This is a genomic window from Kribbella sp. NPDC055071 (genome assembly GCF_053608045.1).
Genome location: NZ_JBSGUS010000032.1, coordinates 1 through 12,273, shown reverse-complemented (window position 1 = coordinate 12,273; position 12,273 = coordinate 1). Strand labels below are relative to the sequence as shown.

The 12,273-nt window shown below is 67.8% G+C and carries 13 protein-coding genes; 10 read left to right on the top strand and 3 right to left on the bottom strand.

Annotated features, from left to right (window positions below; genetic code table 11):
- Positions 1 to 48: 48 nt before the first annotated feature.
- Together ACWF4Z_RS34630 and ACWF4Z_RS34625 are read left to right on the top strand one after the other, a co-directional pair.
- Positions 49 to 381 carry a WXG100 family type VII secretion target gene (locus tag ACWF4Z_RS34630; protein WP_452247432.1) on the top strand — a complete coding sequence of 111 codons (333 nt, stop codon included), beginning with the start codon at positions 49 to 51 and terminating at the stop codon, positions 379 to 381.
- Between the two features lie 34 nt (positions 382 to 415).
- Entirely contained in the window at positions 416 to 721 is a 306-nt protein-coding gene (locus tag ACWF4Z_RS34625; protein WP_452247431.1) for a hypothetical protein, read from the top strand.
- A gap of 333 nt (positions 722 to 1,054) precedes the next feature.
- Here the strand turns inward: ACWF4Z_RS34625 and mycP are convergent, their stop codons facing one another.
- Positions 1,055 to 2,344, bottom strand: coding sequence for a type VII secretion-associated serine protease mycosin (gene mycP, locus ACWF4Z_RS34620; RefSeq protein WP_452247430.1), 1,290 nt, complete (start codon positions 2,342 to 2,344; stop codon positions 1,055 to 1,057).
- Between the two features lie 117 nt (positions 2,345 to 2,461).
- Between mycP and ACWF4Z_RS34615 the strand changes: the two genes are divergently transcribed.
- From ACWF4Z_RS34615 to ACWF4Z_RS34595, 5 genes are read left to right on the top strand one after another with little or no spacing between them, the layout of a single operon-like run.
- Entirely contained in the window at positions 2,462 to 2,845 is a 384-nt protein-coding gene (locus ACWF4Z_RS34615; RefSeq protein WP_452247429.1) for a YbaB/EbfC family nucleoid-associated protein, read from the top strand.
- Positions 2,842 to 3,207: a hypothetical protein gene (locus ACWF4Z_RS34610; RefSeq protein WP_452247428.1), complete on the top strand. Its 366-nt coding sequence runs from the start codon at positions 2,842 to 2,844 to the stop codon at positions 3,205 to 3,207. Before ACWF4Z_RS34615 ends, ACWF4Z_RS34610 begins: the two co-directional genes overlap by 4 nt.
- Positions 3,207 to 3,857, top strand: a complete 651-nt coding sequence (locus ACWF4Z_RS34605; RefSeq protein ID WP_452247427.1) for a hypothetical protein — start codon at positions 3,207 to 3,209, stop codon at positions 3,855 to 3,857. Before ACWF4Z_RS34610 ends, ACWF4Z_RS34605 begins: the two co-directional genes overlap by 1 nt.
- Before the next feature lie 17 nt (positions 3,858 to 3,874).
- Positions 3,875 to 4,216 carry a hypothetical protein gene (locus ACWF4Z_RS34600; RefSeq protein ID WP_452247426.1) on the top strand — a complete coding sequence of 114 codons (342 nt, stop codon included), beginning with the start codon at positions 3,875 to 3,877 and terminating at the stop codon, positions 4,214 to 4,216.
- Between the two features lie 2 nt (positions 4,217 to 4,218).
- Positions 4,219 to 5,859 (top strand): hypothetical protein, encoded by a 1,641-nt coding sequence (locus tag ACWF4Z_RS34595; RefSeq protein ID WP_452247425.1) that lies wholly within the window; start codon positions 4,219 to 4,221, stop codon positions 5,857 to 5,859.
- 58 nt (positions 5,860 to 5,917) lie between these two features.
- Here ACWF4Z_RS34595 and eccB read toward each other — a convergent pair whose 3' ends face one another.
- Both eccB and eccD read right to left on the bottom strand, forming a co-directional pair.
- Positions 5,918 to 7,345, bottom strand: coding sequence for a type VII secretion protein EccB (gene eccB / locus ACWF4Z_RS34590; RefSeq protein WP_452247424.1), 1,428 nt, complete (start codon positions 7,343 to 7,345; stop codon positions 5,918 to 5,920).
- A gap of 1 nt (position 7,346) precedes the next feature.
- Complete coding sequence (eccD, locus tag ACWF4Z_RS34585) at positions 7,347 to 8,729, bottom strand: type VII secretion integral membrane protein EccD (RefSeq protein WP_452247423.1); 1,383 nt, start codon at positions 8,727 to 8,729, stop codon at positions 7,347 to 7,349.
- 243 nt (positions 8,730 to 8,972) lie between these two features.
- Here eccD and ACWF4Z_RS34580 point away from each other — a divergent pair, with 243 nt between their 5' ends.
- From ACWF4Z_RS34580 to ACWF4Z_RS34570, 3 genes are read left to right on the top strand one after another with little or no spacing between them, the layout of a single operon-like run.
- Positions 8,973 to 9,590, top strand: a complete 618-nt coding sequence (locus tag ACWF4Z_RS34580; RefSeq protein ID WP_452247422.1) for a hypothetical protein — start codon at positions 8,973 to 8,975, stop codon at positions 9,588 to 9,590.
- Positions 9,590 to 10,114 carry a hypothetical protein gene (locus tag ACWF4Z_RS34575; protein WP_452247421.1) on the top strand — a complete coding sequence of 175 codons (525 nt, stop codon included), beginning with the start codon at positions 9,590 to 9,592 and terminating at the stop codon, positions 10,112 to 10,114. The genes ACWF4Z_RS34580 and ACWF4Z_RS34575 overlap by 1 nt, the downstream gene beginning before the upstream one ends.
- Entirely contained in the window at positions 10,111 to 11,808 is a 1,698-nt protein-coding gene (locus ACWF4Z_RS34570) for a serine/threonine protein kinase (RefSeq protein ID WP_452247420.1), read from the top strand. The genes ACWF4Z_RS34575 and ACWF4Z_RS34570 overlap by 4 nt, the downstream gene beginning before the upstream one ends.
- Positions 11,809 to 12,273 lie beyond the last annotated feature (465 nt).

Genomic DNA, 12,273 nt, shown 5'->3' with positions numbered 1-12,273 from the left:
CCTAGCGTGAAGCAGGCAGAACGCCTGTCGACGAAAGGAGTCGAACCAATGTCGGGTCAGTTTCTCCAAGGCACGACCGAGAGCATGCACCACCTGGGCAACCAGGTGCGCGCGAACATCGAGCAGATGACCGGCACCAAGCAGGCCATGAACGGTCACGTGGAGGCCATGAGCGCGCAGTGGATGGGCGCGGGCTCCAACGCGAACCAGCAGGGCCACGGAATGTGGGACCAGTCCACGACGGCCCGGGTGCTGCGCCCGGGCACCGAGGTCGGGGACAACATCACCACCTCGGCCAACATCTACGACCAGACGGACACGAGCGTCCAGGGCCGGATGGCGGGCGTCGGCGCCGCGATCAACCCGGTCGCCACGGCGTGATCCGGATCGTCAGCCCAGAAAGGAGATTCAGCGAATGACCTACATCAAGGCGGAATTCAACGCCATGAACATGGGCGCCTCGCAGCTCAAGAGCGGAGCGACCGAGCTGCAGGCGACCGAGGAGATGCAGATGCGGCAGATCATCGGTTCGGCCGACTACTGGAGCGACGTCGCCGGTGGCGAAGGCTCGCTCGGCGCGACCGGCCAGCAGTGGCGCATGCGCTCGGACGCCTCCCACACCGAGGCAACCCAACGCGGCACCGCCGTGGACGCCAGCCAACAGGAGTACGCCGGCGGCCTACAGCAAGTAGTAGGAATCATCAGCCAGTTCAACGGCTAACCCCTCCCCGAAGCCCCGGTCCACCGCCCCGAACTGGTGGACCGGGGCTTCGCCACGCAATCCACACCCGATCCGCCGGTCCCCATCTCAGGGGCCGACCCCCGAAGCAGAGGGATGACCCCCGGTATCCACCATCCACAACCCACCATCTCAGGGGCCGACCCCCGAAGCAGAGGGAGGACCCCCGGCATCCACCATCCACAACCCACCATCTCAGGGGCCGACCCCCGAAGCAGAGGGATGACCCCCGGCATCCACCATCCACAACCCACCATTTCAGGGGCCGACCCCCGAAATGGGACAGAGCGGACCCAGACATCCGTCACTGACCGGCTATTTGAAGAGTTTGTCTGGGGGTGGGTCGGTTGAGGCGGGGCCGGTTGAGGTGGTGATGTGGGTTCGAGTTGGGGTCCAGTGGCGGCGGCGGCCGGCTACTAGGGTCAGGGTTAGGAGGACGGCCATGGTGGAGGTGCCGAGGATCAGGAGGGTTATCAGTTTGGCGTCGGTGCCGGCTTTGTGCCACCACGTATCTGCGGCGATCTTTTGTTCGTCCGGTGGTGGGTGGACCATGGTGGGGATCTTGCGGGCCGGGGTGTCCAGGGTCTTCTCGGTGACTGCGCGGAAGGGGTCGACGATCCCGGCGCCGTATTCTGGGCTGCCGGTGCCGCCGCGGGCCGGCGAGGCTGTGGCGATCAGACGCTGGGACACCTGCGCAGCCGTGAGTTTCGGGTACGCCGAGCGCACCAGCGCTGCTGTGGCTGCGACGAACGGGGTCGCGAAGCTGGTGCCTTCCCAGTACTGCTGACCGGCGACGCGGGTTGCGGCGAGGACTCCACCGCCGGGCGCAACGATGTCGACGTACGGCCCGATCTGGGAGCCGGAGACTCGCGCGCCGGAGATGTCGATCGCGCCGACGCCGAGAACACCGGGGTACGACGCGGGGTACGACGGGAGCGTGACACCGTCGTTCTGCTGGCGATTCCCGACGGCGGCGACCACGAGCACGTCCTTGGAGACGGCGTACGCGACGGCCTTGCGGACCGGGGCCTGGTCACGATCGCCGGACAGCGACAGGTTGATCACCCGGGCACCCGCATCAACCGCGAAACGGATGCCTCGGGCAAGGACATCCGGGTCGAGCAGCTGGGTGTTGCCGGAGTCGTTGACCTCGCGTTCGCTGACGCGGACCGGCAGGATCTTCGCACCGGGCGCAATGCCGCTGAAGCCGACGCCGGATTGCGGGTCGGCGGCGATGATGCTCGCGACCGCCGTTCCGTGCGAGATGCAGTCGTAGTTGCCCGGCAGCTTGCCGACCAGGAAGAAGTCCCTGCCCGGCAAGACCTTTCCGGGCGAATGCAGCTGCGGGTGGTCGGCGTCGACACCGGAGTCCACTACGGCAACCGTCGTACCGGCACCGGTGCTGTAGGGCCAGACCTCCTCGGGGTCCAGCAGTTGCTGGGCCCAGGGCAGTTGCCGGACCACCGGATGCGGCGGTTCGGGGTTGTGGCACGCGCCCTTGGGCGGCGCCGCGACCGCAGTCGGCGCCAAGCCAAGACCTAGTCCCAGGGCAGGCAAGGTCAGCACGGCCGCCAGGACCACGGAGCGTCTCAGCTGTCTTTTCATCACTGCTGATCGTCCGGTCCCGTCGTACGGCGGTACCGCCGCTGGCCGGAAGAGGCCAGCGCCTCTCGCGCGCGAACCCGAGCGGTGAGGGTTGGTAGCGAACCGAACGGAGGACCCATGTCACTGTCTTTCGATCCAGGTGCCTACACCGCCGGGATGGAGCAACTGGAACGCGACGCGCTCGAGCTTCAGCGCGCACTGGACGAAGTCCGGGGCGAGGCGGAGTCGGCCGACGGTCTGGTCCACGCGACTACCAACGGCCGCGGTGAGCTGATCGACCTGTTCCTCGATCCCCGGATCTACCGTACGGCGGATGCCGGCGCGCTCGCCGCGGACATCAGGTCGACCATCCGGGCCGCAGTCGTCCAGGCTCAGGCCGACGTACTGCAGGCGTCGAAGGCCAGCCTCTTCCCGGCCGGGAAGGACCCCGCCGAGATCGATCTCGAGTTCGACGCGCTCCTCGAGCACGTCCGGACGGCGAAAGGAGAGCTGACACCATGAGCCCCAATCCGATCAATCTCGGCGGCGCCGGTTCGATCGACATGTACCCGGACGACACCTATGCCGCCGCGCAGACAGTGCAGGGTGCCGGGGCCACCTTCGGTCAGGTCTGGCAGTCGCTGCACGCCGGCATCCAGGCCGCAGAGCAGAAGCTGGGCCACGGCCCGATGGGCCGCAACTTCGCGGCGGGCTACAACGCGTTCGCGGCCTCGGTCGTGCCGGCCGTCGACAATGCGGAGAAGCTCTTCAGCGGTCTCGGCCAACTCGGCGCCCAAGGCGTGCAGCTCTACCTCCACCTCGACGGACAGGTCATCCCGCAACTCTTCCATTCGATGGACTCCGCCGAAAATACGGACGGCTGATGGCAACCAACGACGCGATCGTCGAACTGCTGGAGCGCCACGTCCTCTGGGATGACGAGCCGGTCACCCGAGTGCGCGACTGGCCCGATGGGGTTGCCGTGACCACGCAGTACCGGCATTTCATCGCGGCGACGACCGCGCAGGCGGAGTGGCTCGCCGGGGCCGAGGAGTGGGTTGACGACGTAGTGGTCGCGACCCGGGACGACCTGGTGCTGACCGGACAGCGGGAGCGCTTCGCCTTCCTTTTACTTGCTGACGGCAACGAGATCTACCTGAACGACAAGGAAGCCATCGGCCGGCTCAGTCGTCGGTTGGCCGGCGGGATGGACCCCGCTGCGTACGCCGAGATCCTGGTGCAACTGCATCCGTACAGCAGCGCGCACCGCGAGCTGCTGACCACGCCGGATTACTTGCGCCGACGGTATCGGCAGCAGGACCTGCCGATCGCTGAACCGCCGATCGTGCGAGAAGAGTCCGACGGGCTACGGCTCACCTTCGCTTCGTCGAGTCAGTACCGCAGGCCTGGCGGCTGGCCGCTGCTGGACCTGCACGAGTGGTCGGTGCACATCCCCACCGACGGACCGGTCAGCTGGGTTTCGGAGGTCACCAGTACAGGCCTCCGGCTCGACCCGTCGGTATCGAGCAGTTGAGCAGAGAGGAGTAGGTGATGACGGATATCGATGTGGAGACTGCCGGCTTGCACACGTTCGCCGGCCGGCAGATCACGGTGGAGACCGCCGAGCTCGCGCAGGCGAGCGCAGGGACCGGCGGATCGATGCCGGAGAGCCAGAAGTTCCAGCAACAGAACAGCGAAGCGATCCAGAAGCTCAGCGAATACTTCGAGAAGGTCAACCAGGGTCTGCGGGCGTACCACGCCGGCGTCGGCTCGATCGCCGACCTGTACGACGCCACCGAGGAATCGGTGGTCAGCAAGATGCAGAGCGTGGTGCCGATGGACCGGATGCCGGTCTACCGCCCGGGCACCGGCGGTGGAACGGTGGAGGTCTGACGATGCCGAAGACAGCGGACAAGGACCAGGACGGGCAGTACGACAAGATCACCGGTACGGACATCCCCAGCCTGACCCAGGCCATGCAGACCCTGCTGAGTTTCGCGCAAGGCGAGCAGCCGACGGTCAAGCTCCTGGCCGTCGGGCAGGAGATGTGGCCGAAGGCGGCGGACCGGCTCGAGAAGGCCGCCGACGACTTCGTCACTGCGGCCCAACAGGCTCGGGCCGGCTGGAACGGTAAGGATGCCGACGGCTTCAGTTCGGCCGTCTCCAGCAGCGTGAAGTCGATGGACGAGTCGGCGAAACAGATCCGTACTCCGGTCGGGGCGCTGAAGGAGACCCAGAAGGTCGCCGAGCAGACGATCAAGACAGTCGAGGATCAGGCCAAGGCCTTCAATGCCAAGCTCCAGGAGCTCGCGAAGAAGGTCTGGCCGCCGGGCACCACCCAGGAGCAGATCCAGAAGGAAGCGGTCGCCGCGCTGCTGCCGTACGTCAAGGCGGCGGGTCAGGCGCTGACCGCGCTGGGGAAGTCGTACAAGGCCGCGGGTACGGCGGTGAAGATGGCGGCTGAAGGTCACAAGTGGGTCGGGCCGAAGGACTCTGTGTCCGCGGCGACAACGCCGCGTGGCGGGTCGAAGCAGCCGACCGGTGGCGGGACGCAGGGCGGTCAGGGTCAGCAGGGCAGCCAGCAATCTGGGCAGCAGTCCGAACAGCAAGGCGGGCAACAAGCCGGCGGACAACAAGCTGGCGGAGAGCAGTCTGGCGGAGGTCAAGCTGGCGGAGGTCAGGCCGGTAGCGAGGGCGGTGGGGAGTCCGGTGGAGACCAGAGTGGTGAGCAAGGCGGCGACCAGGGCGGTGTCCAACTGCCCGGTGGTGCAGAACAAGGCGGTAGCAGCCTGGCTGGCGGCGCGGTCACGCTTCCGCAGCCCCTCCCGCAGAATGTTCCGCTGCCGACGACCGGCGGAGTGACGTTGCCGCCGCCGGCCGCTTCGGTTCCGCTTCCCCCTGGGCTGATCGGGATCAAACCAGTCGTCCCCGGCACGATCGGTTCGACGGCCGGCGGTGTCGGCATCACCGGCATCGGTGGTGGGGTTGGTGGCATCGGAGGTGGCGGCAAGGCGACCATCGGCGGCAGCGTGATCAGGCCGGGCGGCGTGGGCAAGACCGGACTCCCCGACCTGGAGCGTCAGATCGCCCAGGCCGCGCGGACAATGGGGACCAGCCTCAGCGCCTCCGGACAGGCACCAACCCTCCCGTCCTCGGCACCCGGCGCCGCGGGAGCGGCTCCAACCGGTACGGGCGGAACGCCGATGACACCGATGGGCGGTGGCCTCGCAGGAGCTGGTGGCGGTGCTGGTGCCGGCGGCAACGAAGGCAGCCCAAGGAGCCGTCATCGTCTTCCCCGTGGCACGATCCGGGCGCCTCAGGCTGACGAGCGCCCAATCGGCCAGGCTCCCGGCGTACCGTCTGGGTTGAAGGGCCGATCCAGCAAGCCCGACCGCGACGACGGCTTCGTGATGCCGTTGCCCATGGCAACCCGGCGACCCACCAAGCAGCGGGACCAGGCGAAGTCGCTGGAACTCCTCGACGAGGACCTCTGGAACGTCGACGACGGCAAACACCCCGGACACCCGTCCAACTGAACGCAAAGAAGCTGCCCCAGCCGATCGGCTGGGGCAGCTCTCTGCTCGGGTGAGAGCGTCAGCTGACGACCGGTTTCATGGCCATCGGTGGGTTGAGGCCGGCGCCCTGCGGGATCCGGGCAACCAGCCGGGATGGCATCCTGACCGGCTGAACCGCCGCGTACCCGAGGATCTCCAGCACCTTCGGATCGGCCATCGGATAGCTCCGACCCAGGTCCGAGATGAGTGACAGAGTCCCGGCCGGCGATTGCGGAGTCGGCATCGCCTCGACGACGGCCGCCGTACCGGGTGGAACGAGGACGCGGTCGGCGAGCGCCGTACCGGACTTGCTGCGTTCGGGCGTGACCGTGGCCGGATCGCGCGGCGGCATCAGCGGATCGATCATGATCTCCGGCGTCGTAGCACCCGACTGGAACGCCGCGCAGACCGTCCCCATCCCGTCCCGCGGCGCGACGAAGTCGGGGCGGCTGCGCGGCGCCTGGCCCGGTCGCTCGTCGACGTCGGCGGTCTTCGCGCGAGCGGCCGACAGCACGCTGAGCTCGATCCCGTACGGCGCTTTGCCGCCATAAGCACCCATGATCGGCCGGTACGCGCGCTGAATGTCGAACTGCAGCGACGAGATCGGCACCAATCGGTCGCCCAACGCAAGGTAGTGCTGGGTCGCCCCGCCAGACGCCTGGACGACGAACAGTTGACCGATCCGAGCGCTCGGCCGATCCGGTAGTGCGACCGACTTCTTGCCGATTCCCTTGACCTTGATCGGCGCGAGATCCTCACCGGCCGGCAGAGCGTCGACGAACGCCGAACCCACGCGCGCCCACGGTTCCGAACCGAGCGCGAGCCCGACCGTGACCGTGTCGACCGGCAGGATCCGATGCCGGTACCCATCGGCCGTGATCAGGAACTGGTTCTTGGTCCCGAGCACCTCGACGAGCATCGCCGCGGTGGTGAGTTGCTGTGCCGGCGGATGTTCGCCGACCATCAACACCGACTCGCTGCTCCGCGCGCCGGCCAGGTCGAGAGTCGGTTGCGAGCAGAACGTCCAGTCGCCGTTGAGCAGTTTGTCCGGACCGGGAATGGCGTCCGGCGCGTCCTCGATGCCGACCAGCGGACCACGCGGCACCCCGACCAGCGACTTGCGCGACACGCTCTTGGTCGCCGCTTTCTTGCCAATAGCAAGGAGTCCGGAGACGTAGTTCGTCACCGGGTGCAAGCGGCCGTCGATGTACACGTACCGCGTCCCGGTCTCCTTCTCCACCACGACGACATCGCCGCTGCTCCAGGCCTTGCTGCCGCCCGGCACGACCAGCCCGAACACGCCGAACCCGGCCAACAGCACGACCGCGATCGCGATGCTGCCGAACGCCGCTCCCGACGGTCGCCGGAACGGCGGTTGCTCGGGATCGGACTGCCGGGTGACCAGCGCGGACACCATCCGCTGGACCAGGAACTGATGCGACTGGAGCTGATCCTTCTTCGTCGCCATCTCAGCCTCCCCAGCCCCGGACGACGGAGTAGAGACCGAGCACAGCGCACGCCACCGGGACCAGCGCGAGGATCACGATCACCTCGAGGAGTTCGGCGTACCGGCCCAGGTAGGGGTTCGGTGGTCTTGTGCTGTACCAGAGGCCGACGAAGATCACGAGCGCCGCGGCCAGCAGCATCAGCGGCAGGACCAGCGTCAGCGCATCGGTCCGCGCGCTGGTGAGCGGTCCGATCGCCAGGGCGGCAAGTCCGAGCGTGCCTGGGATCAGGAAGAGCAAGCGTTGCTTGACGATCGGGTACAGCCGAGCGCGGAGCAGGCAACCGATCGACACCAGTACGGCGAAGATGACGGCCGACCTGGTGTTCGCCCGGGCCAGGATGATCAGGCCGACCGACAGCGTGATCGAGATCCCGATCAGCATGCCCGTCAAGATCCCGTCGGCGCGCACGACTGCGGCGTACACGAACCTGCGTGGTGGTTGTGGATCGTCGCGGACCAGGTCGGAGGTCGTCCGCGGGAGGATCGGCATCGGCAACCTGCCCAGACGGATCGCCAGCGACGCTAGCAGCGGCGAGAACGCGAGGAGGACCGCGCCGAGAATGGCCGCCACATCCGCGCCGTCCAAAGAGTCGGCGGTCGCGATCCAGCCGGCGATGATCCCGAGCAGGCCGGCGGCAGTCGCTCCGGCGAAGATCGCGCCATGGTCCACGATGCCCAGGTAGCAGCCGATTCCCGCGAGCAACAGTGCGGCACCGGCTGTCAGTACGTGTGGGGCACCGATCTGCGGTACGGGCTCGTGTCCGGCCAGCAGCAACCCGCCACCGAGGGCAGCGAACGGGAGGCTGATCGCGCCGACGAGCGCGCCGCCGCCGGAGTCGCCGACGACCCTCGCCATCACGATCCCGACGGCAACCAGGAACACAGCCATGGCGAGCAGCCACCAGGCCGGCCGGTACCACGGCGCGCCTTCGCGCAGCACGGTCACCAGCACGACGAGCATCGGGACCACCGCGGCGGCCAGGCCTGTCGCCCGCGTTTGCCGGGCCGACCACGGTGAGCTCAGCCGGCCCGAACCGGCCGCGACCGCGTCCACGAGGTCGTCGTACTCGAGCTCCGGCCAATCCGTCCGCCGTGGCACGAGATGCAGGATCTCGCCGTCCTTGATCCGATGCGAGCCGAGCGTGCGTCCGAGCGTCAACGGGGTGCCGTCCGCGCTTCGCAGTACCCAACCGCCGTCCGGTACGCCGTCGTCGGCCAGCTGCTCGCCCGCCCGATTGAGCAGGCCGGGCAGTATCTCGGCGACCGAAGCCTGCTCCGGCAGCGCGAGGTCGAGCCGGCGTTGAGGTGCCGAGACAGTCACCCGGACCAGACCTGTCATGTTCATGGACTTCCTCGCTCTCGAGCTGCTGTTGGTTTTCAGACCACTCGATTCCTCGAGTGATCCGGGGCGGACGGCAGGTACCGGACACGGCCGAACGGGCCGGATCGACCGGTGCTGTACCGGCGCTGGATCAGCTCTGGACTCCGTCTGGTGTGCGGCGACAGGTTCCTGCCGGTGGACGCCACGTCGCGCGGGATCGTCGTACCTTCGCGGTGTCGGGGAACCAGGTGATCGAGGGAGCATCCAGTGGCGGACGACGTACTGCTGATACCGGTCGGGCACGACCTGGGTGTGCATTATCTGGACGGCCTCGAACGGCGGCAGCAGATCCGGATCGGTGCGGATCTGGCCGAGTTGAGCGACGAGGAGTTCGCCGTTTGGCTGCTGGCGCACGGGATCGACGACGAGGATCGGCCGACCCCTGCGTCACTGGTGGCCACTGCGGAGAGCTTGGAGTTGCCTACGGCAACCATCACGGCCGCGGTCGAGCGGTTGACGAAGCTCGGGTTGTTGGCGCAGGTGGAGCCTGGTGGTGGGTCGGCGGTCTTGTTCGCGCGGCGGCATCAGCTGTTTCCGTTGATGCTTGGGCTTGGGCCCGATCAGGACGAGCCATGGTTGCAGACGGTCGGTCCGTTGCATCGGCCGGTTGCGAAGGTGTCGAGCGCGCTGTACGACGTGTGGGCCTGGGCGCATCTGGCGCCGCATTTGTGGTCCGGTTGCGAGGACGCCGCCGAGGCTGCTCGGGTTGCGGGGGTGACCGCCGCGGACGAGCTTGATCCGCGGAAGGTTCTGGCCGGGCTGCTTGGGTCTGTTCACGCCATGCTGTCGGTGCGGGCGGCGTACTTCGATCGCGAGGGGCTCTGATGAGTGTCTTTCCGTTGGGGCATTACGGCGGTCTGCATGCGGGAGAGCATGTGGTGCGGGTCGGGCGGCGGCAAGTGGTGCTGTCCGATTCGGCCTTTGCCGTGTGGGGGTTGGCTCACGGCGGGCAGGGTGATGTTTCGGAGTTGGTGGGGCTTGGCGTGGTTGTCGACGTACCGGATGAGCCTGCGGCGATGGCGGCGTTCGCTCGTACGCATCGGATGGATTCGTTGTTTGTTGGGTTGGGCAACAGTCCGGAGCGGCTGGATTCCTTTGCTGTAGGGATTCCTGGGCTGGGGACTATCGCAATGCTCGATGGCTCGAGTTTTGAGCTGTGGCAGTGGGGGACGTTGCCGCGGACGTTGTGGGAGACCTGTTTGGTGCGGGCGCGGATGGCGTCACCTGCGGTTGATCCGGAGTCGGTGGTGGCTGGGGTCCTGCAGGATCTGCGCGCTTTGATCGCGCATGGGTGTGCCTATCTCGATGTGGCTCTGGCTACGGCCGATGAGGGTGGGATGCGATCATGAGCGCTGCGATGATCTCGCCGGCAACGCTGGTCCCGCGCGCCACCGGCCCGGTCGCCACGGTCTATCTGATGGCCCCGCCCGCTGGTGGACGGACGGCCGTGCTGAAGGTTTATCCGGAGCCGATCGACAAGCGGACGTACCAGGCGGTGCGGGATGAGCAGAAGGTCCTGGCCGGTCTACCGTCGGCCGGATCGCTGCTCCTGATCGACCAGTACGACGACCTGCCGGACGGGCGCAGTGGTTTGCGGATGGAGTTCTGCCCGCAGACGCTGACAGATCTGGTCGCGGGTGGTCCGTTGCCGATCAACGAGGTGATCTCGCTCGGCCATGCGCTTGCCACTGTGCTGGGCGAGGCGCACGCGGCGGGCCTCGTGCATGGCGGTTTCACGCCGGCGAACGTGCTTCGGCGTTCCAGCGGGTTGCCGGCCTTGGCGGACTTTGGGTTGACGCTGCGGTTGCGGTTCGCGCGGGACACCTTGGTGGATGCGGCCTACACGGCGCCCGAGGTGTTACGCGGTGGTGAGCCGGCTGAGCCGAGTGATGTGTACGGGTTGGCTGCGGTGCTGTATCTGGCGCTGACCGGGCAGTCGCCGTTCCCCGCGATGCCTGGTGATCCTTCGAGCGGGGTGATTCTGCGGGCGTTGAACGATCCGGTGCCGGATGTGTCGGGTTCCGACGTACCGGCCGGGTTGTCGTCGCTGTTGAAGGGGATGTTTGCGAAGGACCCGGAGGCGCGGCCGACGGCTGCCGCGGTTGCCGGGGAACTGCAGTCGTTGATGCTACCGGAGCACTCGGACGCCGACGACGAGCTGGACTTCGACGACTTCCGCGACGAGCTTCCCGCGGTCCGCACGACGACGCCGGTCGCGTCGCACTACTCGCCTGGTGTGCAGCCCGGTCTGCCGATCACGGCGCCCCGCCCCAAGAAGGCTCGCTTCAAGCGCCGCCGCACCAAGCCTGTCGCCGCCCCGATCGCCCCACCGCCCCCGGTGCAGCCCACCCCGTCCGCGCTCTCCACCCAAGAATTCGACGACTTCGCCGCGCCACCCTTCAACCCGGCCGACTTCGCCAGCACCCCACACCCGCCACCCGCGGCCGTCACCCCGCCGACAGCTGCCGGTCCTGCTGTCACGTCTCCGGAGGTTGGAGAGTTTGATGACTTTGCGGGGATCCCTGTTGTGCAGCCGGTGGTTCCGGTGGCGCCGGTTGCGGCTGCTCAGGGGGCTCGGCCGGTGGCGGGTACCAAGACACGGTGGCGCCCGCGCCGGGAGCTGGTGATCGCGGCAGCCGCCTCGATCGCGGTGCTGGCCGTGACACCCGTGATCCTGCACGCGAGCCACGGATCCGGCGCACAACAAGCAGCTCCAGCCACCTCCGCACCGACAGACGCAGGCGCCGGTACGCCGGGTGCCGGCACGCCGCCCGTGGTCGAGATCGTGCTGCAGGCACCACAGGACAGGCACAGCTTCGTCGTACTGAACTGGAAGAGCTCCAAGCCACTCGACTACGCGGTCTTCATGGCAGAGCAAGGCGGTAAAGGCGGCCCCAAAACCACCTACCGCGGCGAAGGCACCACGCTGACCATCCCCGTCAGCCCCGGACTCAAGTACTGCTTCGAAGTCCAAGGCACCGACGGCACCGCCACCTACGTCAGCTCCCCCAAGCCCATCCGCGGCGCGACCTGCAAGAGCTAGTACCTCCGTCGCGGGTCTGATCGGACACCGCTTCGCGCCGGCTGACTGTCGCCGCCTTCAGCGGGGCGCGGGCGGTGGATCCGCTGGTTAGCTGGTTGCGCAGAGGGACCGGAGTGAGGGTGCCGGGCCGGGGGCCGTGGCGGGTGGGTGTGATCACAGGGGTGGGTTATCCCCGCGGCTTGGGGGGTCTCTGCTGGTATGCGATGGGAGAACCCACGAGACGAAGGGTTATCCGCCTCTTGTGACGGATGTGTGGGTTGAGCTGTGTGGGTTGATTGGTCGCCGCTGCGCGGCGGCTGGTCCGTTTGCCGCCTGCGGCGGGGGCGCAGGTGGTGGATTCGGCGGCTCGTGTGGTTTTGCGCGAGGCGACTGTGGTGGCGCGGTCTCCGGGCTGCTTGATGGTGCTGGTCGCGGTGGTGTGGGTCAAGGGCGCCTTCGGCGTCGCTGCGCGATCTTCGACCCTTG